The organism is Blautia pseudococcoides, from assembly GCF_001689125.2.
GTDB lineage: Bacteria > Bacillota > Clostridia > Lachnospirales > Lachnospiraceae > Blautia > Blautia pseudococcoides.
The window spans coordinates 4,116,650-4,139,925 of record NZ_CP015405.2 but is presented as its reverse complement, the minus strand read 5'-3'; the positions used below and the strand labels follow the sequence as shown (position 1 = coordinate 4,139,925).

General features: G+C 46.4%; 22 protein-coding genes. 14 read left to right on the top strand and 8 right to left on the bottom strand.

All coding sequences use genetic code 11. The features are described 5' to 3' along the window. Positions 1 to 5 precede the first annotated feature (5 nt). On the top strand, positions 6 to 1,550 hold the full coding sequence (locus A4V09_RS19625) for a polysaccharide biosynthesis protein (protein ID WP_084043684.1): 1,545 nt from the start codon (positions 6 to 8) through the stop codon (positions 1,548 to 1,550). A 50-nt stretch (positions 1,551 to 1,600) separates the two neighbouring features. On the opposite strand, the gene A4V09_RS19620 is transcribed toward A4V09_RS19625, so the two are convergent. Then, positions 1,601 to 2,515: a helix-turn-helix transcriptional regulator gene (locus A4V09_RS19620; protein WP_065543814.1), complete on the bottom strand. Its 915-nt coding sequence runs from the start codon at positions 2,513 to 2,515 to the stop codon at positions 1,601 to 1,603. Positions 2,516 to 2,651: 136 nt separating this feature from the next. On the opposite strand from A4V09_RS19620, the gene A4V09_RS19615 reads away from it, so the two are divergent. Beyond that, the gene (locus tag A4V09_RS19615; RefSeq protein ID WP_065543813.1) at positions 2,652 to 3,908 is read left to right on the top strand and encodes a galactokinase; all 1,257 of its coding nucleotides are present in this window, start codon (positions 2,652 to 2,654) and stop codon (positions 3,906 to 3,908) included. An 87-nt stretch (positions 3,909 to 3,995) separates the two neighbouring features. Here A4V09_RS19615 and A4V09_RS19610 read toward each other — a convergent pair whose 3' ends face one another. After that, the gene (locus A4V09_RS19610) at positions 3,996 to 4,946 is read right to left on the bottom strand and encodes an AraC family transcriptional regulator (RefSeq protein WP_065543812.1); all 951 of its coding nucleotides are present in this window, start codon (positions 4,944 to 4,946) and stop codon (positions 3,996 to 3,998) included. 215 nt (positions 4,947 to 5,161) lie between these two features. Between A4V09_RS19610 and A4V09_RS19605 the strand changes: the two genes are divergently transcribed. Further along, positions 5,162 to 6,628, top strand: coding sequence for an alpha-glucosidase/alpha-galactosidase (locus A4V09_RS19605; RefSeq protein ID WP_065543811.1), 1,467 nt, complete (start codon positions 5,162 to 5,164; stop codon positions 6,626 to 6,628). A gap of 139 nt (positions 6,629 to 6,767) precedes the next feature. Here the strand turns inward: A4V09_RS19605 and A4V09_RS25635 are convergent, their stop codons facing one another. Further along, on the bottom strand, positions 6,768 to 6,863 hold the full coding sequence (locus A4V09_RS25635) for a putative holin-like toxin (protein ID WP_242963871.1): 96 nt from the start codon (positions 6,861 to 6,863) through the stop codon (positions 6,768 to 6,770). 91 nt (positions 6,864 to 6,954) lie between these two features. Next, on the bottom strand, positions 6,955 to 7,803 hold the full coding sequence (gene pdaA, locus A4V09_RS19600; protein ID WP_065543810.1) for a delta-lactam-biosynthetic de-N-acetylase: 849 nt from the start codon (positions 7,801 to 7,803) through the stop codon (positions 6,955 to 6,957). Between the two features lie 180 nt (positions 7,804 to 7,983). On the opposite strand from pdaA, the gene A4V09_RS19595 reads away from it, so the two are divergent. Beyond that, positions 7,984 to 8,172, top strand: coding sequence for an HAD family hydrolase (locus tag A4V09_RS19595; RefSeq protein ID WP_065543809.1), 189 nt, complete (start codon positions 7,984 to 7,986; stop codon positions 8,170 to 8,172). Positions 8,173 to 8,230: 58 nt separating this feature from the next. Further along, positions 8,231 to 8,497, top strand: a complete 267-nt coding sequence (locus A4V09_RS26210; RefSeq protein WP_084043683.1) for a helix-turn-helix domain-containing protein — start codon at positions 8,231 to 8,233, stop codon at positions 8,495 to 8,497. A gap of 40 nt (positions 8,498 to 8,537) precedes the next feature. Here A4V09_RS26210 and A4V09_RS19585 read toward each other — a convergent pair whose 3' ends face one another. Next, entirely contained in the window at positions 8,538 to 9,380 is an 843-nt protein-coding gene (locus A4V09_RS19585) for an AraC family transcriptional regulator (RefSeq protein ID WP_065543807.1), read from the bottom strand. Between the two features lie 141 nt (positions 9,381 to 9,521). Between A4V09_RS19585 and A4V09_RS19580 the strand changes: the two genes are divergently transcribed. Next, positions 9,522 to 10,844, top strand: a complete 1,323-nt coding sequence (locus tag A4V09_RS19580) for an alpha-glucosidase/alpha-galactosidase (RefSeq protein ID WP_065543806.1) — start codon at positions 9,522 to 9,524, stop codon at positions 10,842 to 10,844. Positions 10,845 to 11,095: 251 nt separating this feature from the next. Further along, positions 11,096 to 11,353, top strand: a complete 258-nt coding sequence (locus tag A4V09_RS19575; RefSeq protein WP_065543805.1) for a hypothetical protein — start codon at positions 11,096 to 11,098, stop codon at positions 11,351 to 11,353. Between the two features lie 203 nt (positions 11,354 to 11,556). On the opposite strand, the gene A4V09_RS19570 is transcribed toward A4V09_RS19575, so the two are convergent. After that, the gene (locus tag A4V09_RS19570) at positions 11,557 to 12,744 is read right to left on the bottom strand and encodes a MalY/PatB family protein (protein ID WP_084043682.1); all 1,188 of its coding nucleotides are present in this window, start codon (positions 12,742 to 12,744) and stop codon (positions 11,557 to 11,559) included. A gap of 334 nt (positions 12,745 to 13,078) precedes the next feature. Between A4V09_RS19570 and A4V09_RS19565 the strand changes: the two genes are divergently transcribed. From A4V09_RS19565 to spoVT, 5 genes are all read left to right on the top strand, one after another. Further along, positions 13,079 to 13,924 carry an HAD family hydrolase gene (locus A4V09_RS19565; protein ID WP_065543803.1) on the top strand — a complete coding sequence of 282 codons (846 nt, stop codon included), beginning with the start codon at positions 13,079 to 13,081 and terminating at the stop codon, positions 13,922 to 13,924. Between the two features lie 179 nt (positions 13,925 to 14,103). Further along, entirely contained in the window at positions 14,104 to 15,864 is a 1,761-nt protein-coding gene (locus A4V09_RS19560; RefSeq protein ID WP_065543802.1) for a phosphotransferase, read from the top strand. A gap of 1 nt (position 15,865) precedes the next feature. Beyond that, positions 15,866 to 16,762 carry an NTP transferase domain-containing protein gene (locus A4V09_RS19555; RefSeq protein ID WP_065543801.1) on the top strand — a complete coding sequence of 299 codons (897 nt, stop codon included), beginning with the start codon at positions 15,866 to 15,868 and terminating at the stop codon, positions 16,760 to 16,762. Between the two features lie 56 nt (positions 16,763 to 16,818). Next, positions 16,819 to 17,760, top strand: a complete 942-nt coding sequence (locus A4V09_RS19550; RefSeq protein ID WP_065543800.1) for a DMT family transporter — start codon at positions 16,819 to 16,821, stop codon at positions 17,758 to 17,760. A gap of 137 nt (positions 17,761 to 17,897) precedes the next feature. After that, positions 17,898 to 18,440, top strand: a complete 543-nt coding sequence (gene spoVT / locus A4V09_RS19545; RefSeq protein ID WP_065543799.1) for a stage V sporulation protein T — start codon at positions 17,898 to 17,900, stop codon at positions 18,438 to 18,440. 79 nt (positions 18,441 to 18,519) lie between these two features. Here the strand turns inward: spoVT and A4V09_RS19540 are convergent, their stop codons facing one another. Then, on the bottom strand, positions 18,520 to 19,983 hold the full coding sequence (locus A4V09_RS19540) for a nicotinate phosphoribosyltransferase (RefSeq protein WP_065544871.1): 1,464 nt from the start codon (positions 19,981 to 19,983) through the stop codon (positions 18,520 to 18,522). A gap of 161 nt (positions 19,984 to 20,144) precedes the next feature. Then, the gene (locus A4V09_RS19535; RefSeq protein WP_065543798.1) at positions 20,145 to 20,726 is read right to left on the bottom strand and encodes a M15 family metallopeptidase; all 582 of its coding nucleotides are present in this window, start codon (positions 20,724 to 20,726) and stop codon (positions 20,145 to 20,147) included. A 325-nt stretch (positions 20,727 to 21,051) separates the two neighbouring features. Here A4V09_RS19535 and A4V09_RS19530 point away from each other — a divergent pair, with 325 nt between their 5' ends. Both A4V09_RS19530 and A4V09_RS19525 read left to right on the top strand, forming a co-directional pair. Further along, positions 21,052 to 21,900, top strand: a complete 849-nt coding sequence (locus A4V09_RS19530; RefSeq protein ID WP_065543797.1) for a MurR/RpiR family transcriptional regulator — start codon at positions 21,052 to 21,054, stop codon at positions 21,898 to 21,900. A gap of 299 nt (positions 21,901 to 22,199) precedes the next feature. Beyond that, positions 22,200 to 23,237 (top strand): zinc-binding dehydrogenase, encoded by a 1,038-nt coding sequence (locus A4V09_RS19525; RefSeq protein WP_065543796.1) that lies wholly within the window; start codon positions 22,200 to 22,202, stop codon positions 23,235 to 23,237. Positions 23,238 to 23,276 lie beyond the last annotated feature (39 nt).

Genomic DNA, 23,276 nt, shown 5'->3' with positions numbered 1-23,276 from the left:
GAAAGATGGATACAGTAAAAATTATGTCAAGACAAAAGAACAGTATTTATAATTTGGTTTGGGGAATCGTTGGGAATATTATCACATCAATTGTGGCAATTATTATTCCAAGACTTTTTATTGTGAATTATGGATCGGAAATTAATGGCTTGTTAGCTTCTATTCGACAGATATATGTGTATTTGACGTTGCTTGAAGTTGGAGTGGGAGATGCATCAATTGTTGCTTTATATGGTCCAATTGCAAAAAGCGATCATCAGTCAGTGAATAAGATTCTTGCGGCAACAGATCATTATTATAAAAGAATAGGCGGGATATATGCAATTAGTATTATAATATTGGGGGTAGTATATCCGTTATTTCTAAATACAACAGTCCCATATCCAATATGCTTTGGTGTGATCGTACTACAAGGCTCCGGTAGTGTTATCAGTTACCTGGTACAGGGGAAATATAACATGCTGCTGCGAGTAGATAACCGGAGTTATGTGACTTCTAATGTAGGGACGATTACTTCTGTATTGACGGATGGCAGCAGAATTTATTTACTGTTGCATGGAAAAAGTATTATAGCAGTTCAAACTACTTATTTCATATTTAATTTGTTAAAAATGATATACATAGGCTGGTATATTAAGAAAAATTATCCTTGGTTAGATTTACATGTTAAACCGGATTTTCAGGCAGTTTCTCAAAAAACAGCAGTTTTTATTCATCAGATATCTGCATTGGTATTTAGTCATACAGATATATTGATTCTTACATTTGTTTGTGGATTAAAAACAGTAAGTATTTATTCGTTATATGCCACAATTTATGGAATGATTGACAACATTGTTACTATTACGTCAAATAGTGTGCAGGCTGCAATGGGGCAGATCTTTCATTCCGATAAGAAAAAATATTTAGATCTACAAGAATCTTTTGAAACATATTATTTAGCATTAGTATTTTCATTGTTTGCCATTGCAACAATATTTGTGATCCCTTTTATGAGGCTATATACAGTTGGGGCAGATATTAATTACATTGATCGGAAACTACCGATTTTGTTTGTTACATATAAACTATTGAATTATGGAAGGATTACCTCTAATAATATCATAGGTTTTTCTGGTGCATTTAAGGAAACGCAATGGCGTGCATGGCTTGAAACTATAATCAACTTAGTTGTGTCATTTCTATGTGTTTTCAAACTTGGAATCTATGGCGTTCTTCTTGGAACTATAGTTGCGTTGTTATATAGGGCGAACGACATAATTATTTTTGCGAATTGCAGATTACTAAAGAGAAGTGCATGGGGAACGTATCGGAGATGGATTACTAATATAATTGTATTTTGCTTAATCGTTATGATAGGGGTTGACATTCCGTTACAAATGGATACATATTTGTCACTTATATTAAACGCATTATGGGTAAGTATTTTAGTAACTATAGTTTTTTTTGGAGTAAGCAGCTTGATCGAAGTAAAAGCAAGAAAAATTGCACAGACATATTTAAAGAATATAGTATCTAAAATGCTAAAATTTAGATCAGATAATAGATGATGGACCGGACTGCTATGTGACAGACGGTCCGTCAGCCGCTATCCGGTATTTTACAGAGAACTCCCAGCATTTGGTATGGGATCGTTATCTTTCCGGAACTTCCGTGGAGCAACCCCTGTACATTTCCGAAACACCCGTGAATAATACCCCGCATCTGTAAACCCAGAGTTAAATGCTGCATCCGTGATACTATATTCCTCATCCCGCAAATAAGGAATGCTCTGTTCCACCCGGTACCTCAGCAAATAATCAAACAAAGACTCATTCATATGCTTCTTAAAAAACCGGCAACACTCACTCTTACAGATATGCACCGAATCCGCAATATCCGTAAGAGTGATCTTCTTATCATAATTCTCATGAATAAATCCCAATATAGTCTTTAACCGGGCCAATTCCTTAGGATTCAGTGACTCCGTTCCCTGATTAAAAGCCCCCTGATGCCGCAGTAAAACGAGCCAGATCTCCGACAACAGCATTTGTACCTCCATCTCATAAAAATCCGGCCGCTCCAAATCCAGTTCTATAACCTTCTTCATCTTCTTCCGGATATCCCCATGCCACTCCTCACTCCCATCAAACCAAAGGGCCGAAAACTCATGCCCGTTCACCACCAGATCCACATACTTTGTCTGTATCAGACTTTTTTCAAACCCATATACAATCTTGGGATCAAAAGTAATACTCCAGTAATGGCAGTCCTTCCCTTCGACCATATGCCCGCTGTGCAGCGTATTGGCATTGCCGAACATCACGTCCCCTTCCTTCAGATGAAAATCCGCTCCATTTACCTGATAGATCATCTCCCCATCCTCCACCAGCGTCATCTCAATTTCCGAATGCCAATGCCAGGAGAAGGTTCCAAATTCATAGTCCGTAATACATTCTTTACTCACCAATACAGGAAATGTAAAATCCCCGTGCGCCTTAATTTCCCGCTGATTCCTGTTTGTCTGTATCTGCATCGTAATTCCTCCCGGGTAAAATGCCAGAATCTCAATATGGTCCATATATACTTCAAGATATTCCTAGAAATCCACCGTATATCTACATTATAATACAAGTAAAGTTTGAGTCAAGAAAAACGGGAGGTATTTTACAATGTTTGAAAATGAAAAAGCAGTTGCAACTCTGAAAACAGTTTATGGTGAAGAGAAATTGCAGGTGGAGCAGGAGCGTTACGATCATCTGTACCGGGAATTTGTGAAAGCATTCGGCGAAGGTGAAGCTGATTTCTTCACATCACCCGGAAGAACAGAGATTCTGGGCAACCATACAGATCACAACCATGGTAAGGTGCTGACCGGAAGTATCGCTATGGATACCATCGCTGCGGCAAGAAAGAACGGCACTTCACTTGTTCACGTGATCAGCGAGAATTACGATCAGAGCATTACGGTTGATCTAGACAACATGGACACGTCCTGCAAATGCCAGGGAACCCTTTCCCTCCTGATCGGTATGTTTGAAGGATTTGTGAAAAAAGGGTATAAAGTGGAAGGCTTTGATGCTTATGTATCCACAGACGTGATCGGCGCAGCAGGGGTAAGCTCCTCCGCATCTTTTGAAATGCTTATCTGTGCCATTGTAGACTATTTCAGCAATGACGGAAAAATAGATTATGTTGAGTACGCTAAGATTGGCCAGTACGCAGAACACGAATACTGGGAAAAACAGTCGGGTCTGCTGGATCAGATGGCTTGTGCAGTGGGCGGCGTGATCACCATTGATTTCAAAGAGGATATGCCCAAAGTAGAGAGGCTGGATTTCGGATATGACCAGCTGGGATATGACCTGATCATTGTAAATACAGGAAAAGGCCATGCGGATTTAAGCGCAGAATACTCCTCCGTTCCCATTGAAATGAAAAAAGCAGCACAGGTTATGGGAAAAGAAGTCCTGGCAGATGTAGATGAAAAGGAATTCATGGAGAATCTGAACAAAGTGAGAAAAGAAGCCGGTGACAGAGCTGTTATGCGTGCACTTCATTTCTTCGCGGAGCAGAACCGTGTGGATGCTGCAGTGAAAGCCATCAAAGAAAAAGACTATGATACCTTTTTACAGTGCATCACCAAATCAGGAAATTCTTCCTGGAAATGGCTGCAGAACTGTTTTGCAACAAAAGATGAGACAGAGCAGGCCGTTCCGGTTGCGCTGGCTCTGACAGAAATGTTCATCGAAGAGGCAGGAAGAGGATACTGCAGAGTACATGGCGGCGGATTTGCAGGAGTGATCGCAGCCGTACTTCCGAAAGATATGACAGCGGACTATGTAAAATATATGACACCATACATGGGTAAAGAGAATATTTATGTAATGCAGATTCGTCAGACAGGTGCAGTACATATGGATTTCTAATAATTTGCAGTTGTAAAAAACATACGGATGTAAATAATATACGCAGGCAAAATAAACGGGCATAGGACCTGAGGGCACTCTCCTGTTCTATTCCAGGGGTTCTGTATCCCAGGTCCCGTCTTCCCGTATGGTATACTGCCCATGCCCTGTTGAAGTTTCCATTTTCTTTTCATGAAGCTGCCGATATGCTCTGGGGTTTGTCCCATAGTATTTTTCAAAGGTGCTGCCAAAGTGCTGGCGGCTGTTGTATCCTGCGTGAAATGCAATATCTGTCACAGATAAGGAGCTGTTTGTCAATAAAAAGGCCGCCTGTTCCAACCGTTTTCGGTTGACATAATCTGTGATCGTACAGTGCATATGTCTGTGAAAGAGTGACTGCAGATAGGATTTATTGATTCCGGCAAAAGCGGCCAGCTCCGGGATCCGTATGTCTTCGGTCAGATGCGCGGAAATATAGGACGTGGCCTTTTTCAAATACACGGCCCCTGTAGCCCCGGTATTTTCCAGCAGACAATGGGATAGTTCCAGCATTGTGCGGAAAAACAGCAGGCGGATCAGATAATCGGCATCAGGTGCAGTGTATTTTCGCGACATATGCACATCTTTGGAATAGGGAATCTTCTGTTCCAACTGAGAGATAAGGTCTTTCAGGGAATAGCCCAGATTCCCGGTATCATTGGTAACCCAGATCGCCTTTTTGGAACGGCAGAAACGGTCAAAGGATGCGCTTTCCCGTCTTGGTTCCAAAAGGTCCAGAGTGGTCTTTTCCTTCTGGCAGCAGAATTCCAGATTCAGCAGGGAACAGGGTGAACCCTTGGGAACCCATAACCGATGCGGAACCTCACCGTCCAGAAATATAAACTGCCGTTCTTCCAGACAATGCTTTTCATGGTTTACATAAATATGACACTTCCCTTTCGTGACATACATAATTTCGCAACTGGCGTGGGCATGGGCATGCATATCATACTCTGTCAGGGAAAGGGCATAAAAAGCGGTTATGGAGATGTAATGATGAGTAGGATTAAAGATGCTCATGGGAATACTCCTTTCTGATACCTTTATTTTGAAAGGTACATTCTTAAATGTCAAGAAAAATATATGCGGCAATATCTTGCATTTTCAATTTTGCGCAACAATACTTTCCACATCCCACAAACCCACCGTTTATAATAAACATCATAAAAACCAAGAGATGCAATAGAAAGTACATTTGCGGACTTCCTATTGCCATAAAAACGGGAGGTTATAGTATGAGTTTTAAAATAGCATTTATCGGAGCAGGAAGTCTTGTATTTGCAAGGACATTATTTACAGATATCATGTCAGTGCCCGAGCTTCGCAATGTGGAGATCGCATTTACAGATATCAATGGGGAGAACCTGGAGAGAACAAGAGCATTATGCCAGAGAGACCTGGACGCCAACGGGATCCCGGTGAAAATTGAGGCAACCACAGACAGAAGAGAGGCATTCAGAAATGCCCGTTACATCATTAACTGTGTGCGTGTTGGCGGACTTGAGGGCTTTGAGACGGATATTGAAATTCCGCTGAAATATGGTGTAGACCAGTGTGTAGGTGATACACTCTGTACAGGGGGGATCATGTATGGACAGCGGGTTATTGCTGCCATGCTGGATTTCTGCAAAGATATTCGTGAGGTGGCTGAGGAGGGAGCGATTATGCTCAATTACTCCAACCCTAACGCAATGGCTACCTGGGCCTGCAATAAATACGGCGGTGTGAAGACCATCGGCCTCTGCCACGGAGAAATCCACGGAGAACTGCAGATCGCGGAAGTTCTGGGTATTCCGAGAGAAGAGCTGGATATTATCTGCGCCGGTATTAACCACCAGACATGGTACATTTCCGTAAAACACCACGGTGAGGATATGCTGTCAAAAATCCTGCCGGGATTTGAAGCCCATGAGAAGTTCAGTGAAGAAGAAAAAGTGCGTATTGATATGCTGAAACGTTTCGGCTGCTATTCCACAGAGTCGAACGGACACCTTTCCGAGTATGTTTCCTGGTACCGTAAGCGTCCGGATGAAATCAAAGACTGGATCAACCTGGACAACTGGATCAACGGAGAGACAGGCGGATATCTGCGTGTGACCAGAGAGGAAAGAAACTGGTTTGATACGGATTATCCCAAAATTCTGGCTGAGGAACCGAAGAAGCTGGACGGCTCTGAGAGAGGAAAAGAGCACTGCTCCTATATTATTGAATCTCTTGAAACAGGCAAGAAATACAGAGGCCATTTCAATATGATGAATGAGGGCTGTATCACAAACCTTCCTTATGAAAGTGTTGTGGAGGTGCCCTGTTATGTAGACGGAAACGGCATCAGCGTTCCAAAGGTGGGCGACCTTCCTCTGGGATGTGCCGCTGTCTGTTCACAGTCCATCTGGGTACAGAAGCTGGCAGTGGAGGCAGCCGTGCATGGTGATGCAAAGCTGCTGAAACAGGCTGCATTGATGGACCCGCTCACAGGGGCTGTCTGCAATCCTCCGGAAGTATGGCAGATGATCGACGAAATGTTGGTTGCACAGGAACAATGGCTGCCGCAGTACAAGGAAGCCATTGCCCAGGCCAAAGAAAACCTGGCAAAGGGCAATCTGATTCCTACAAAAGAGGGTTACAAAGGTGCAGTCAGACTTCAGGAAAAATCTGTGGAGGAAGTTGCTGCCGAGCATGAGAAGAGAAAGATCACGGTATAGATATTACCGGAAAATTTTTTGTTGAATATTAAGAAGCATTTTGCTATATTATAGTTAGAAAAGAAACAACCGCCCACAAAGTGGTTGACTTCGAGTGACTAATAAGCCTGCCGGACGGTCAAGTACAAGGCAGGCTTATTTATTTTCGCTTGTTGTTCCTATCAATGCAGGCAAGCAGTGCAATCAGAAATGAACCGCCTAAAAATAACAGGCTTAAAGCTTCATATGTATCCATTTGCACCACCTCCCTTCTGTTTTCAAGTACGGGAGGTTACCACCTTGTAACACGGTTGTTCCATATGATTATTCTATCATGTCCAGAGCCATCAGACAATATTAGTCGTCTTCTTTGCCGTTCCGCTCTTTTCCACTAACTGTTCCAATGACTGGAACGTATACCCCATCTCTTCCCATTTTGTCAGCAGTTCATCCAAAATTTGTGCATTGGTACTGGATGTACTGTGTAAGAGCACCACAGCTCCGGGATGGATGCGTCCAATGAGTTTGCTGAATGCCTCCTCCTTGGTTGGCTGCTTATCCTGATACCAGTCCACATAGGCCAGACTCCAGAAGAAAGTTTTATACCCCAGCTCCTGTGCCATTTTCAGATTGCTTTCGCTGTATTTACCCTGAGGCGGGCGGTAAAATTTGGTCATGGGTTTGCCGGTAGTCTCTGTGTAGAGGTCTTCCAGTTCCTGAAGTTCTTTGGAAAAGGATTCCATGGTGGATATCTTCGACATATCCGGGTGGTGGTAGGAATGGTTGCCTACCGTGTGCCCCTCTTTCACCATCCGTTTTACCAGATCAGGGCTGGTGGAGATAAAGTTACCCACTACAAAGAAGGTGGCCGGGGCATTGTGCTTTTTCAGGGCGTCCAGGATCGTGGCTGTGTTTCCGTTTTCATAGCCGCAGTCAAAGGTGAGATAGATGACCTTCTCCTCTGTGTTTTCCGCATAATAAGCATCGTATTGCTTCAGCTCATCAAAGGTGGCATTTGCAACAGGCGGTTTGCCTTCCTCCTGGAAACTGAGACCCCAGTTGCCGTCAGCGGAGGAGGAGACGGATTCTGCCTGCCTGCCGTTTACTGCCTCAGCGATAAAACAGCCGGTAAAGTAGGCCGCGGCAAAGAGAAGGGTAATTGCAAGAAATTTCTTGATAGGAATGTTATGTATCATAATAAGTCCTGGAAAGGTTGTTTATTCTATCATATTTGACTGGCAGGGGATTTATGCTTTCTATTATGGATGGCTGTGTACAGCCGTGATAAAATTAGTGTCAGATAGGTTGGCGTGAACAACATGATATAATGGAGATATTTTCCACAGAGGGCAGGAATATCGAGGAGTTGTTTTGTGATGAAAGCAGGACTTATGACAAATGTCTGGGAGGTGACCCAGAAAAACCATACAAAAGCTACCGGGATCCAATTTATGTGCAGCCATCTGCATGCGGATATAGAGGATTGTTTTGCTGTTGGCGACAGTGAAAATGACTTGGATATGCTGAAGGCACCATACAAAATGAAAAGACAATCGCCGATATGATATACAAAAATGCAAAGGCCCTGGAAGTTCTGGCATGTATCTTTGACAGCTTTTTAAGATCAGAGAAAGCACAGCCTGCCCCGGATATTCCGGAGGTATTCATGGATATTTTCGACGATATATCCCAGATGCCTTCGGGATCCCCCCTATTTTCCTGCAGCGGAATATGCTGTTTGAGAAGGCCAAGGATCATCTGGTATCCTCGGCCATGAACATAAATGAAATCTCTGAGGAGCTGGGCTTCTCGGAACATGCGGTATTTACCCGGTTTTTCACGGAGAGAGCAGGTATATCCCCCAAGGAGTTCAGAAATACAGGTTTTTAAACAAGAGTGTGGAAAGCTGGTACCGGCTGGTCTTGTCCCGTCAGAAAGTTTCACCAATGGAGTGCTGCGCGTATTTGGTCTCACTCTCCAAATATCCCCTGAACTGGCTGGGGGTAAAGCCGGTAGCCTTTCGGAACTGGCTGCAGAATGCAGCCGCATCCCGGAACCCGCAGGAATAGGCGATCTCTGTGATGGTATACTGTGAGGTGCGCAGCATACTTGCGGATGTGCGCAGCCGGAGCCGCATGAGATACTGTTTGGGGGAAATGTGCTCCTCCTCCATAAATATACGGTATAGATAGGAGCGGTCAACACCGATGTATGATGCAATATCTGAAATCCGGATATTATAGCTGTAGTTGTTGTTCATATACTCCATTGCCTTTAGCAGGTACTGGCGGGGATAATTTTCCCGGCTGGTGGGTTCCTGCTCCTGCATGGAACCCAGAAGCTGGAAAAAGTGTCCTATGAGCGTCAGGCTGTTCTGCCCGGGAGAAAGAAAGGAATCCAAAAGTCCCAGGATCCGTGTAATGACAGCCTCCTTTTTTTTCTCATCTTCGGGGCAAAAATATACGCAGGAGTTCCCGAAACAGGTTCTCTTCAGTAAGTCCTCCACACTCATACCATCAAATCCCACCCAGGCATACCGCCATGGCTCTTTTGTATCTGCCTGGTAGTAGGTGGACTCCATGGGAGATATGAGGAACGCATCCCCTGCCTTCAGATGGTACGTCTCCCCGTTTCTTTTATAGACACCTTTTCCATCCAGCACCACATGGATCAGATAGTGGGGGCGGATGGCAGGGCCGAAGGCGTGCCCCGGAGTACAGGGCTCAGTGCCGCAGAAATAGATGGACAGGGTGCCCGATGGCTTTGCATTCATTGTGTTCACTCCTTTGTGTGTAACAGTTACCGTTATGCAACATTTTTACAATATTAAGAAACAAATAAGATAGAATCTTTTCTGTTCTGATTATATAATAGGAACCATCAGAAAACAACAGGAACGGGAGGAAATGATAAAATGGCTAAGATCACTTTTATGGGTGCGGGAAGCACCGTATTTGCAAGAAATGTACTGGGAGACTGTATGTGCAGCCCCGCACTGCGAGACAGCGAGATCGCGTTATATGACATTGACAGGCAGCGCCTGGAGGATTCCGAGATCATCCTCAATGCAATCAACAAAAACGTAAATGAGGGACGCGCACAGATCAAGACTTATCTGGGTGTGGAAAACAGAAAAGAAGCACTGAGAAATGCAACATTTGTTGTAGACGCTATCCAGGTGGGCGGATATGACCCCTGCACCATCACAGACTTTGAGATCCCCAAAAAATTCGGTCTTCGTCAGAGTATTGCGGACACACTGGGAATCGGCGGTATCATGAGAGGCCTGCGTACCATTCCGGTACTGGAAGGCTTTGCAAGAGATATGGAAGAGGTCTGCCCGGATGCGCTTTTCTTAAACTATACAAACCCCATGGGCATTCTGTCCGGTTATATGCAGCGCTACACAAATGTAAAGACAGTAGGCCTGTGCCACAGTGTGCAGGTTTGCTCTGAGAAGCTGCTTGAGAAACTGGATATGAAGGACAAGCTGGAAGGCCGTGTGGAGACTATTGCAGGTATCAACCATATGGCATGGCTGCTGGATATTAAGGATAAGGAAGGCAATGACCTGTATCCGGAGATCCGCAGAAGAGCTGCAGAAATGAATGCGTCACAGAAACATGACGATATGGTCCGTTTTGAATACATCAAACATTTGGGATACTACTGTACTGAGTCCAGTGAACACAATGCGGAGTACAACCCGTTCTTCATCAAATCCAGATACCCGGAACTGATTGAAAAATTCAACATTCCGCTGGATGAATATCCAAGAAGATGCATTGAGCAGATCAAAGGATGGGAAGAGGAGAGAAACAGCATCCTCAAAGACGGAAAGATCACCCACGACAGAAGCAAAGAGTACGCTTCTTATATCATGGAGGCAGTTGTCACCAACCAGCCATACAAAATCGGCGGCAATGTGATCAACAACGGCGCTATCGGGAATCTTCCTGCAGATGCCTGTGTGGAAGTTCCCTGCCTGGTTGACGGAACAGGTGTCAATCCCTGTAGAGTGGGAAGACTTCCGGTACAGCTTGCTGCTATGAATATGAGCAATATTAATGTACAGCTGCTGACTATCGAGGCAGCGGCCACCAGGAAGAAAGAGTACATCTATCAGGCTGCCATGATGGACCCCCACACAGGTGCAGAGCTGAGTATTGATGACATTGTGAAAATGTGTGACGAGCTTATTGACGCACACGGCGATTACATGAAAATGTACAAATAAATATGGGATAGGCATACATATGCCTGCCTCCTGATTCCGTACAATATGAATATGAAAACAAATTCCGGGTGCCGCAGAATTGCAGCACCCGATTTTGCTTTATCAAGAAACTAAAGTTTGTTTTTCTTTGTAAAAATAGAAGAATCCCCTTTATGAATTGAAAAACCGTGCTATAATTATACCTTATCAAGCAGCAAATGCTGCGAGCAAGCCCCAAGATATGTGTATAACAGACAAAGGAGAACAGCAGTATGGGATTCAATCCGATAAAAATGATGCAGGCCAGAACTGCCATGGCGCAGTTCGAGAAACGCCATCCAAAGGTCAGAGGATTTCTGGAGTCCGTGTCTGCGGACGCCCTGCAGGAAGGCACCGTGGTGGAAGTCAGCGTGACCACACCTCAGGGAAGGAATTATATTACGAATATCAAAGTCACCAGGGAAGATATAGAGTTGTTTCAGAATGCCAGGAAGGTAAGCCGGGGACGGCAGCAGGAAAAAGACACCTGATCCCGCTGCCCGGTTTAACATTTTCAGAAAAACAGAGAGGCTGCGCAGTACACAAGGAGAAGTGCCATAACAGTATTGACAGCCCTGGAATGCCTGGAGAAAAATCTGCAGAAAGCAGCCCCAAACATGGACCGGACAAAGCTGCCGGAGGCCCCAAGCAGGGACAGTACGGCAGTAAATCCGGCCGGAGAACGTTTTTAATGTTATAGAGAAAGTGCATCCACCGCGCTTTTTATCTGTTCCAGTGCCTGTTTGATAACTGCTCTGGGGCTGCCCAGATTCATGCGGAAGCAGCATTCTCCGCCTTCACCGAATACAGTACCTTTGTTCATCCATACTTTAGCCTTCTGTACAAGAAACTCTTCCAGGGCGTCGCTGTCCATGCCAAGGGCGGAGAAATCCAGCCAGATAAGATACGTGCCGTCCGGCTCCATGAGTTTTACCTGGGGAAGGTTTTCTTTCAGGAATTCCCGTACCAGGGCCACATTGCCGTTCAGATATTCCAGAAGCTCGTCCAGCCACTGCTCCCCGAAGGTGTAGGCAGCTTTGCAGGCATCCAGCGCAATCACGTTGCTGGCCTCAATGCTGGCCCGGGAGATTTCCTTCTCAAACTCCCTGCGGATGTCCTCATTGGGTATGAAGATATTGGACAATCCAAGACCCGCAATGTTGAAGGTTTTGCTGGGGGCTGTACAGATGATGCTTAACTGGGTCATCTCCCCGCTCACGGAAGCCCACTCTGTGAAGGTGTGGCCCGGAAGGATAAAGTCATGGTGTATTTCATCTGCCACCACATAGACATGATGGCGCAGGCAGATGTCCGCGATCTTCTTCAGCTCCTCCTCGTTCCAGATACGGCCGCCGGGATTGTGGGGCGTGCACAGAACCAGCATTTTCACCTGTTCCTCTGTTATCTGCTGTTCCATTTCCTGAAAATCTATGTAAAAGCGTTTGTTTTCTTCGGTCTTTAAACAGTGTGTTACCACCTTTCGGTTGTTGGCGGTCAGAACGTTCTTGAAAGGGTGGTAGACCGGCTGCATGATCATTACACCGTCCCCCTCTTCGGTCAGGGCGCGGACGGCTGTGGCAATGGCGCAGACTACTCCGGGAATGCGGATCATCCACTCCTCCCTGACATTCCAGCCGTGGCGTTTCAGCATCCAATCATGGACAGCCTGAAAGTAATCCTCATGTACACCCGCATAGCCGAATATGCCCAATTCTCCTGCCTCTGCGACCACGCTGCATACCTCTTTGGGGGAGCGGAAATCCATGTCGGCCACCCACAGGGGGATCACGTCTTCAGGTACATGATATTCCTTTTTAAATGCGTGTTTTATGGAATTGGACCGCCTGCGGTCAATATATTCGTCAAAATTGTATTCAGCCATATAAATTCTCCTTTGCATTTACTGAATTTGTCATGGAACAGTATAACATTTTTTTCTGGAGATGCCTACTGTGTAAAGACGCTTTCTGCAAGTTATACAAAGATAACCGAAATTTTTCTGCAAAGTGCCGGAAGTATGTTTGTTGCGGCATGAATAAGGAAATAGTATAATAGAATGTAACTATTCGGTATGTCAGCGCATTTACTGCGCTGATCGTAAGGGAACAACCCGCGGCAGGAAAAACCATGACTCAGGGCAGGACCGCGGCCTGTGAACAGTAACGAACAGTTACAATAGGATATGATTATTATATTGTAAAACGGAGGGCAGGAGAATGAAAGTTGTAGCAAAAGATTTTGAAAAGTCAAAGGATTTTTTAATATGTATTGATTCTGACGGCTGTGCCATGGATACCATGGATGTAAAACATATGCGCTGTTTTGCGCCGTGTCTGGTACATGAGTGGGATTTGGGGGAATACCGGGACGATATTGTGCGGCTTTGGAGAAAGATCAACCTGCTGAGCAGAAGCCGGGGCATCAACCGCTTTAAGGGGCTGGCAAAGATCCTGGTAGAGATCAACGAAAATTATGTCAGAGTGGATGGTATGGATGAGCTGGTTTACTGGGTACAGACCACAGATGAATTATCAGATGAGAGTCTCAGGGAGGCCTATGAGAGAACCGGCTGTATCTGTATGAAAAAAGCACTGGAGTGGTCAAGACTGGTCAATGACTCCATTGTCATGATATCCAACAGCAGAAAGTCACCCTTTGACGGGGTGGAGGAAGCCCTCAGGCTTATGGGGGATAAGGCGGATGTGGTCATTGTCACAGCATCCAACGGCAAGGAAATACGCAAAGAGTGGGAGGACAGCGGTCTTATGGAATATGCGGATCTGCTTCTGTCCCAGGAGTCCGGTACCAAGGAAGCATGTCTGCAGTCTCTGTCAGAACGGGGGTATGAAAAGGACCATGTGCTGATGATCGGAGACGCACCTGCGGATAAGATGGCAGCCGAAAGTGCAGATGCGCTGTTCTATCCTGTTCTGGCATATCAGGAGACAGAATCCTGGGAAGAATTTACAGAGGAAGGCTTAAAGCATTTCCTGGAGGGCACATTTGCCGGAACGTATCAGGAGGCAAAGATAAAAGAGTTCTACGCTAATCTGGATATATAGAATTTCCTATAAAGAAAAAAGAAAAGAGTTCCTGTCAGATAGATCCGGTCTGACGGGACTTTTTAGTTATACAAAAAATGACCTGGGGCAGTCCCTAAAAGCAAAAAAATCTTGACAAGTATACAATGGAGAGGTATTATAATAACACAATGTTCATGAAAAGGAGAAATTTAAATTACATGAATGTACAAGAATATAATATAATGAACGCCATTATAGATAAGGGATACCATAATCAGAGAATCCTGTCAGAGAGCACAGGTTATTCGCTTGGAAAAGTGAATCAGTCCCTGGCAGCGCTGGTACGGGAAGGGTATTTAGATAAAGAATACACACTCACAGACAAAGCAGTAAAGGAAATCGCGGAGAAGAAACCAAAGAATGCCATCATTCTGGCTGCCGGATACGGTCTGCGCATGGTCCCCATCAACCGTGAGATTCCCAAGGGTCTTATAGAAGTCAACCAAGAGCCTCTGCTGGAGCGCTTGATTAAGCAGCTTCATGAGGCAGGTATACACCGGATTGATGTGGTTGTGGGATTTATGAAAGAGCAGTATGAATATCTCATTGACCAGTACGGTGTGAATCTGATCGTCAACCGGGAGTATGGGGAGAAAAATAATCTGCATTCCCTCATGCTGGCAGTTGATAAGATCTCCAATACCTATATCATCCCCTGCGATGTATGGTGCGGTTTTAATCCCTTCTCGGAAAGAGAGCTGTATTCCTGGTATATGGTTACGGATATGGTGGATGATGAGAGTGATGTGCGTGTGAACCGTAAACTGGAGCTGGTTGCTGTGGATGCGGAAAAAAGCGGTAACGGCATGATAGGCATTGCCTATATTCTGGAACAGGATGCGGAGAAGCTCAGAAACAGGATCCGGGAGCTGTCCGGGAAAAGGTCTTCAAGCAACGCGTTCTGGGAAGACGCGCTCATGGAAAAGGAGAAGATGACGGTTCCGGCCAGAGTGGTTCCCGCCAGGGAAGTGTACGAGATCAATACATACGAACAGCTCAGGGAACTGGACGAGGAGTCAAAGCAGTTAAACTCCCAAATCCTGTTGGAGATCGCAGGGGCACTGCACTGTGAACTGAATGATATTGTACAGATCGAGGTGCTGAAAAAAGGGATGACAAACCGTTCCTTCCAGTTTGCCTGCCGGGACAGGCGCTACATTATGAGGATTCCGGGGGAGGGCACAGAACAGCTTATCAACCGCAGGCAGGAATATGAGGTGTATCAGGTCATCAGGGATTTGAAACTGAGCGACACCATACGGTATTTTGACCCGGACAGCGGCTGTAAACTGACGGAGTACCTGGAAGGGGCAAGATGCTGTGACCCGGAAAATCCTGAGGATGTGAAAAAATGTATGAAGGTGCTGAGGAAGTTTCACGGAAGCGGCCTGAAAGCGGAGCATACCTTTGACATCTTTGAGAGGATCGAATTTTACGAGAGCCTGTGGAAGGGGGAACCTTCCTGCTACCGTGACTATGCAGGGACAAAAGAAAAAGTTTATGAGTTAAAGAAATTTATAGACAGCCAGCCGAAAAACTGGATCCTGTGCCACATTGACTCCGTGCAGGACAACTTCCTGATCCGGGTAGAAGGTGAGGACGAGAAGATCTCTCTGATAGACTGGGAGTATGCGGGTATGCAGGATGAGGATGTGGATATTGCCATGTTCGCCATATATGCCATGTACGAGAAGGACAAGGTGGATGAGCTGATAGACGCCTACTATACGGAAGGGTGCACCAGGGAAGTAAGGCTTAAAATATACGCATACATTGCTGTCTGCGGTTTCCTGTGGAGCAACTGGTGTGAGTTCAAAAGGCATGAGGGCGTGGAATTCGGGGAATACTCCCTGAGGCAGTACGGATACGCGAAGGAATACTACAAGTATGTAAAACAGGGATTGGGAGGAGAACAGTGATATGTCTTATCAGGCAGATAATGCAGTCATTCTGGCAGCCGGCCTGTCCAGCAGATTCGCACCTATTTCATACGAGATGCCCAAGGCACTGACCCCCGTCAGAGGCGAGGTCCTTATTGAGCGCCAGATCCGCCAGCTTCGTGAGGCAGGCATTGACCAGGTCATTGTGGTCACAGGCTATAAAGCGGAAATGTTTGAGTACCTGAAGGAAAAGCTGGGCGTTATTCTGGTCCACAACGGGGAGTATCAGGAAAAAAATAACCACAGTTCCATCTACGCGGTCAGGGAATATTTGAAAAACACCTATATATGCTGCGGGGATAATTATCTCAATATAAATCCTTTTGAAAAAAATGTGGAGCAAAGCTACTACTCTGCCCTGTACGCAGCCGGAGAGACGGATGAGTGGTGTATGGAGACGGACGGGGACGGTATCATCACCTCCGTAAAAATAGGGGGCAGGGATGCCTGGTATATGAACGGACCGGCCTTTTGGTCGGAGGAATTCAGCAGAACATTCCTGGACATTCTGGAGGAAGCCTATGGAAAGCCCCAGACAGCTGGCAAGATGTGGGAGAATATTTATCTGGAAAACATAGACAGCCTTCCCCTTAAACTCAGGAAATACCATGACAGTGTCATCTATGAATTCGATTCCCTGGAGGAGCTGAGGGAGTTCGACGGGACATACAAAGAGCATTCCGGTTCCCGCATCATGGAATACATATCGGAAACCCTGGGATGCAGGGAAGGTGATATTTACAGTATCGATCCGGCAAAGAATGCGGACGGTTCTGTATCAGGCATACAGTTTCTGGCCCCGGGCGGCGCCTATCAGTATGACTATGCAGCAGGAAGTATCGTCAGATATGCTAAGCAGGGAAGCTGCCGGTCTTAATGCGGCGGAAGGGAAACCCGGACTGATGGATGGTTTGAGAAAAAGGAGAGTATAATATGATCACAGGTTTAGCAGCAGGTATCTTCTGGGCGGCAGATACGATTATTTTAGGGATCGCCCTTGCAATGACACCGTTTGTAAGTACGGAGCAGGCAATTTTTCTGGCCCCCTTTGTGAGCACCTTTCTGCATGATTTCTGTTCTGCAGTCTGGATGCTTTTCTATATGGGGATCAGAAAGCAGATGAAACAAGTGGTCCGGGCGCTGAAAACCAGGAGCGGTAAATTCATCATCCTGGGGGCACTATTCGGCGGCCCCATCGGTATGACCGGATATGTGTTTGCCATTAAATATCTGGGCGCAACTTATACGGCAATGATCTCCGCCATGTTTCCGGCTCTGGGAGCCGTGTTGTCCTACATCTTTCTGAAGGAGAGGATGAAACCCATTCAGATCATGGGATTTATTGTGAGCATCGGCGGTATGGTGGCACTGGGATATACACCGGGAGGAAGCCAGATCAGCAATTTTGGAATTGGATTTGCGTGTGCGCTCCTCTGCGTGGTAGGCTGGGCTGTCGAGGTGGTGATCTGTGCCTACGGCATGAAGGACCCCAATGTAAATAATGAACATGCCCTTATGATCCGGCAGATGACCAGCGCTGTCTTCTATGGCGTTGTGATCCTCACGGTGATAAAAGGCTGGGGATTTACCGCAGATATTGCATTTTCCAAGACCACAGCCATTATTCTGGCATCCGCCTTCTTCGGCACAGCGTCTTACCTGTGCTACTATAAAGCTATCAATACAATGGGAGCGGCAAAAGGCATGGCTCTTGATATTACATATTCCGCATGGTCCATTGTATTGGCCCTTGTGTTCCTGGGACAGATGCCTGATGCGAAAAGTGTCATCTGCGGAATCGTGATCCTGCTTGGTTCTTTGACCGCAGCAGCGGACCTTAAAGAGATTTTCGGAATAAAACCTAAAACAGCTTAGCTTTATATAACAAGAAAATGTATAGTTTCCTCTATTTTACAAATACTACATTTAACTGCCAAAGTTACCATTCGCTTCAGGCGAAGGTGAAGTTAAAGAAGATAAATGTCATAATGTAAAATGGAGGAAATTTTTTTATGAAAGCTACAGGTATAGTCAGGAGAATCGACGATTTGGGGCGTGTGGTAATTCCGAAGGAGATCAGACGGACACTGCGTATCAGAGAGAGCGACCCGCTGGAGATCTTTACGGACCGGGAGGGAGAGATTATCCTGAAAAAATATTCGCCTATCGGAGAGCTTGGGAATTTTGCCAAAGAGTATGCGGAGAGCCTGGCTCAGGTAGCAGGGTGTATGGTATGTATCTGTGACCACGACCAGGTGATCGCCGCTTCCGGAAGCGGTTCCAAAGAATATATGGGAAAAAGAATCCACTCTGAACTGGAGGACGTGATCGCCGACAGAGGCAATGATGTGATTACAGAGAAAGGTTTTCTGAAAGTAGTGGAAGATGACAGGTCTGAATACAGCTCACAGGCGTACTGCACCATCACATGCGCGGGTGACAGTATCGGTATTGTCATTCTGCTTGGGAGAGAAGGCCAGAAGGCATTCACCGAGACAGAACTTAAGCTTGCACAGGCAGCTGCCGGATTTCTGGGACGCCAGATGGAGCAGTAGAGTTCAAAGGAAACATCATGCACCTGCCCAAAACCTGAAAGTGAGGTTTGGGGACAGGTGCATTTTTCATGTACAGATCTTATTCGATGGCAGCTTGGCCCATTTCCTCCAGGAGCCTGGATTTGATGGCGTACAGCTTGTCGGATAAATCCACGTAGACCTCCTGGGGATTTACGAGACGCATGGTCTCACTCCAGAGGGTCTTCTTTTCTTTGGTGCAGATATCCCGTATTTCCATTACGGAGGGGGAGGTGTAGACACATTCGCCCTTCAGGAAGACGGGCACCAGAAGCTCACGCAGTGTATAGGTGCCGCCGCTGATCTTGGTCTTCTTCCAGGTGGCCATTGGGTCAAAGATGATCATATCCTTCCCTGTGTCAAAAGTCTCGTCAGCCAGACAGATCAAATCGGCGCGGATCTTGCCCGTGGCCTTGTCATATATCCTGTAGACGGTTTTGTTTCCGGGGTTTGTTACCTTTTCTACATTTTCGGAGAGTTTGATCTTAGGTGCAAAGTCCTCGTCATCTTTCTCCTTGATGGCAGCCAGCTTGTATACGCCCCCGAAGGCCGGATGGCCGTTGGAGGTGATCAGGTTGGTGCCCACGCCCCAGGAATTGATCTTGGCGCCCTGGGCCTTCAAGCTGTCGATCAGGTACTCGTCCAGATCACTGGATGCGGAGATGATGGCATCTCCAAATCCTGCCTCTGCCAGCATCTTGTAGGCCTGTTTGGAGAGGTAAGCCAGGTCACCGCTGTCAATGCGGATGCCGTATCCCTTCAGCGTAATGCCCTCCTCCTGCATTTCCCTGAAAACGCGGATGGCGTTGGGAACACCGGAATCCAGCACATCGTAAGTGTCCACCAGAAGAATACAGGCATCCGGATACTGTCTGGCGTACGCCTTGAATGCTGTGTACTCATCAGGGAAACTCATGATCCAGCTGTGGGCATGGGTACCCTTCACCGGCACGTTGAACATCTGGCCTGTCAGCACATTGGAGGTGCCGATACAGCCGCCGATCATGGCCGCCCTGGCGCCGTATATGCCGGCATCCGGGCCTTGGGCGCGCCGCAGGCCGAATTCCATAATACCGTCTCCCTTGGCGGCGTATACCACCCTGGAGGCTTTTGTGGCGATCAGGCTTTGATGGTTCAGGATGTTCAGAAGCGCTGTCTCAATAAGCTGGGCCTCCATGACAGGGGCGATGACCTTCACCAGGGGTTCCCTTGGGAAGATAACAGTGCCCTCCGGGATGGCGTAGATATCACCTGTAAAATGGAAGCCCCGCAGGTATTCCAGAAAATCCGTGTCGAAAATCTTCAGGGATCTGAGGTAGTCAATGTCATCCGGAGAAAAGTGGAGGTCACGAATATATTCAATGATCTGTTCAAGTCCGGCAGCAATGGCGTATCCTCCGTCACACGGATTTTTTCGGTAAAAGGCATCGAAAACGACTACCTGGTCAGTAGGGTTCTTAAAATAACCCTGCATCATGGTCAGCTCATATAAATCGGTCAGTAATGTTAAATTCAAAGCTCTCATACTATAGTGCTCCTTTGCAATAGCTTTATCTGTCTGCTTTCCCTTAAAAAGCGGTCTGTTCTCCGGGACTGCGTCAGCCTTGGTGATATTATAGCACTTTTTGTGCAAAATGCAAGGATACACTGGCATTTTGCTGGATTCTTTCGTGTATTTTCGTCTATTTATAACAAGTGGTATTCTTCCAGTGTTAATCCGGTGAGAGACAGATAGAGGGCAAGCGGTTCCCCCACATAGCGGATGTGCCAGGGTTCATAGGGAAATCCGGTGAGGGTTTCCTTACCCCTGGGGTAGCGGAGGATGAAGCCATAGAGGGAGGCATAGGCACTGAGCCATTTTCCCTCCGGCGTCAGGGCAAAGGTCTCCTCCAGATCATAGTTTTCAGAGGGGCAGGATACATCCAGGGCCAGGCCGGTCTGGTGTTCGCTGCTTCCCGGAGGAGCTACGGCGATCATAGGTGCTTCCCCGGTTTTCCTAAGCAGTTTCTCTCTTTTTGCAAGCGCAGCCCGGTACAGCTCTTGCTGGCGGCTATAGGGGCGGTAGCCTGAGACGCCGCACAGGCGGATGCCTTCCTTCCCGGCCCGCTGAAACAGTTCCTCCGCGGCTGTGGCCGCGTCTTTGACAAGAAGCCGCTTTTTGTCACCCGGAGGCGCGGAAAACGGTATGGATGGCTCCGTCAGAGGGCTGGGGATGTAGGTTTCCGGCAGGAGATGCTCCCGGTTGACCAGTATGGAAAATTTCGACATGGATTGACCTGCCTTATTATTGGTATTCAACCAATATTCTATGCAGAAAGGGGGCAAAAAAACACAGTTCCAGGATAGTAATAGGAAATATTTTGTAGTATCCTGTACTCATATATCAGGGGAGTCAATGGGCGGTATGAAAAGAGAGGAAAACAGTATGCTCATCCCAAGCTGAATAGCCGGACGCAGTAGAAAGGTCTCCCTGTCTGCAGCGGCTTCATATAGAGTGCAGGCAAAAAGATCAAATCTGGGTTGAATTTTTTTTCAAATATGATATGATTTTTTTGTAAAAAAGAAAATAGCAGATAAAAGAGGAGAACGAGTTGTGGTAGGAGGAAGCTGCAAGGAGAAAATTTTAGGGAGAATGCACTTGCTTACCAACACGGAAGCGAAACTGGCAGCTTACATACTGGAACATTATGAGGAAGTGCTGAACTGTAATATTACGGAGCTGGCAGAGGAGGCAGGGGTAAGTGATGCGTCTGTGGTGAGATTCTGCAAAAGTGTGGGCTACAAAGGCTATCAGGATTTTAAGGTCAATGCAGCCAGAGACGTGCTGCCCAGGGATAAACATTTTAATCCAAGCCTGGAGCAGGGGGATGACCCGGAAACCATCTGCAGGAAGATTTTTGCCTCAGAAGTAAATGTTTTGAACAGGACGCTGGCCGGAATAGATCTGCCTTCCCTCATAAAGGTGGCAGAGCGGATACGCAGCGCCAAACGTCTGATCTTTTTTGGCAGCGGCGGCAGCCTTCTGGTGGGAAAGGATGCCCAGCATAAATTTATGAAAATAGGTATCCGGGCGTTTGTCTATGACGACGTGGATATGCAGCTCATGGTTTCGTCACTGATGGAGGAGGGGGAGCTTGCCTTTGGCATTTCCCATTCCGGAAGTAACTGCAATGTCATAAATTGTCTGCGGAATGCCAGGGAAAACGGGGCCGATACCGTGGCTCTGGTGAGCCAGGGGAAGACGCCGCTTTCCAAGATCGCTGATTCGATCCTGTATTCTTCGGCGGAGGAGACCATATTCCAGTCGGAATCGGTAAGCACGCGGATCGCACAGCTTGCCATGATTGATACACTGGTGGCGATTGTGGCGTTTGAGGATTATGAAAATTCTTACATGGCGATCCAGAAGACCAGAAAGGCTACATCAGAAAATAAATTATAAAGCAGGTGCTCTAAGAGCAGTCCTGTCCAGATGAAAAGGTCCGGTTTACCGGGCTTTTTCTTTTTTTATTATGAAAAAAAATTACAGAAATAAATAAAGTATGTGAAAATTAAAAAAATGATTTTCTGAAAAATATTTTACAAAACATTGTCATAATGGTGAAAAATCATGAAAATATAGCGATGTAGACAAAAATAAGGGCTATAATTGAAAATAATTTACAAAAAGTAAAAATACTATTGAAAATAATTTTTAGATATGATATGATGGCGTCAAGATAAAAAAAGGAGTGAGATAGTATGAGAGCAGTTGTTTTAAACGGGCCAAATGATTTTGCACCGACAGATCTGCCGAAGCCTCAAATCGGGGATAAGGACATACTTCTGGAGATGAAAAAAGCGGCGATCTGCGGAACGGATATGCGGATCCTTGCAGGGACTAAGACAAAGGGTGTCCGATATCCCTCAGTGATCGGACATGAGATGTGCGGCATCATCTGTGAGATGGGAAAAAAGGTGTCCGGATTTCAGATAGGGGACAAGGTGTCCATCGCCAATGTGATCCCCTGCGGTTCCTGTCCGGCCTGCCTGGCAGGGAGAGAGAATGCCTGCATGAACCGCAAGGCAGTGGGATACGAGTTTGACGGGGGATTTGAGGAATATGTACTGATCCCGGAGATCGCTATTAAAAGCGGCAATGTCATCAAGCTTCCGGAACATGTATCTTTCACGGCAGGAGCTTTGATAGAACCTCTGGCCTGCTGTATCCGGGGACTGAAAAATGCCGGGACCGGATTTAATGATACCGTATTGATCGTAGGTGCCGGACCCATCGGACTGATGCACATGCAGCTTTCCAGGATCGCAGGCGCCAAACAGGTGATCGTCAGCGAACCCAATGAGATGAGACGCCAGGTCGCTCTGGAACTGGGGGCAGACAGAGTGGTGGACCCGGTCAGAGAGGATCTGGAACAGATCATCAGCGGCGCCACAGGCGGCATGGGAGCAGATGTGATCATTATGGCCATCGGTGTTCCGGCACTGGTGAACTCTACTTTGAAGCTCTGTAAAAAAGGCGGTACTGTAAACCTCTTTGCCGGATTTGCCGGAACAGGGGAATGCACCATAGAGGTGAATACCATCCATTATAACGAAATCACCGTCAACGGAAGTACAGCATACAAGCGTGCCGATTATCTGGAAGCAGCAGACATGGTCATGACACAAAAGATCAATCTGGATAGGATCGCAACACATACATATAAAATTGATGATTTTCAGCAGGCTTATGAAATGTGCAGGAGCGGACAAGGCCTGAAAGTTATGATCGAACCGTAAACCAATAACAGTTATATATAGAAGAAAAGGAGATTAATT

Coding starts and splice junctions, on each gene's coding strand:
- A4V09_RS19525 (WP_065543796.1), top strand. CDS start 22,200: ATGAGAGCAGTTGTTTTAAACGGGCCAAATGATTTTGCACCGACAGAT.
- A4V09_RS19570 (WP_084043682.1), bottom strand. CDS start 12,744: ATGGCTGAATACAATTTTGACGAATATATTGACCGCAGGCGGTCCAAT.
- A4V09_RS19595 (WP_065543809.1), top strand. CDS start 7,984: ATGAAAGCAGGACTTATGACAAATGTCTGGGAGGTGACCCAGAAAAAC.
- A4V09_RS19605 (WP_065543811.1), top strand. CDS start 5,162: ATGAGTTTTAAAATAGCATTTATCGGAGCAGGAAGTCTTGTATTTGCA.
- A4V09_RS19610 (WP_065543812.1), bottom strand. CDS start 4,946: ATGAGCATCTTTAATCCTACTCATCATTACATCTCCATAACCGCTTTT.
- A4V09_RS19560 (WP_065543802.1), top strand. CDS start 14,104: ATGAATGTACAAGAATATAATATAATGAACGCCATTATAGATAAGGGA.
- A4V09_RS19625 (WP_084043684.1), top strand. CDS start 6: ATGGATACAGTAAAAATTATGTCAAGACAAAAGAACAGTATTTATAAT.
- A4V09_RS19540 (WP_065544871.1), bottom strand. CDS start 19,983: ATGAGAGCTTTGAATTTAACATTACTGACCGATTTATATGAGCTGACC.
- A4V09_RS19620 (WP_065543814.1), bottom strand. CDS start 2,515: ATGCAGATACAGACAAACAGGAATCAGCGGGAAATTAAGGCGCACGGG.
- A4V09_RS19550 (WP_065543800.1), top strand. CDS start 16,819: ATGATCACAGGTTTAGCAGCAGGTATCTTCTGGGCGGCAGATACGATT.
- A4V09_RS19535 (WP_065543798.1), bottom strand. CDS start 20,726: ATGTCGAAATTTTCCATACTGGTCAACCGGGAGCATCTCCTGCCGGAA.
- spoVT (WP_065543799.1), top strand. CDS start 17,898: ATGAAAGCTACAGGTATAGTCAGGAGAATCGACGATTTGGGGCGTGTG.
- A4V09_RS19575 (WP_065543805.1), top strand. CDS start 11,096: ATGGGATTCAATCCGATAAAAATGATGCAGGCCAGAACTGCCATGGCG.
- A4V09_RS19580 (WP_065543806.1), top strand. CDS start 9,522: ATGGCTAAGATCACTTTTATGGGTGCGGGAAGCACCGTATTTGCAAGA.
- pdaA (WP_065543810.1), bottom strand. CDS start 7,803: ATGATACATAACATTCCTATCAAGAAATTTCTTGCAATTACCCTTCTC.
- A4V09_RS19565 (WP_065543803.1), top strand. CDS start 13,079: ATGAAAGTTGTAGCAAAAGATTTTGAAAAGTCAAAGGATTTTTTAATA.
- A4V09_RS19555 (WP_065543801.1), top strand. CDS start 15,866: ATGTCTTATCAGGCAGATAATGCAGTCATTCTGGCAGCCGGCCTGTCC.
- A4V09_RS19615 (WP_065543813.1), top strand. CDS start 2,652: ATGTTTGAAAATGAAAAAGCAGTTGCAACTCTGAAAACAGTTTATGGT.
- A4V09_RS25635 (WP_242963871.1), bottom strand. CDS start 6,863: ATGGATACATATGAAGCTTTAAGCCTGTTATTTTTAGGCGGTTCATTT.
- A4V09_RS19585 (WP_065543807.1), bottom strand. CDS start 9,380: ATGAATGCAAAGCCATCGGGCACCCTGTCCATCTATTTCTGCGGCACT.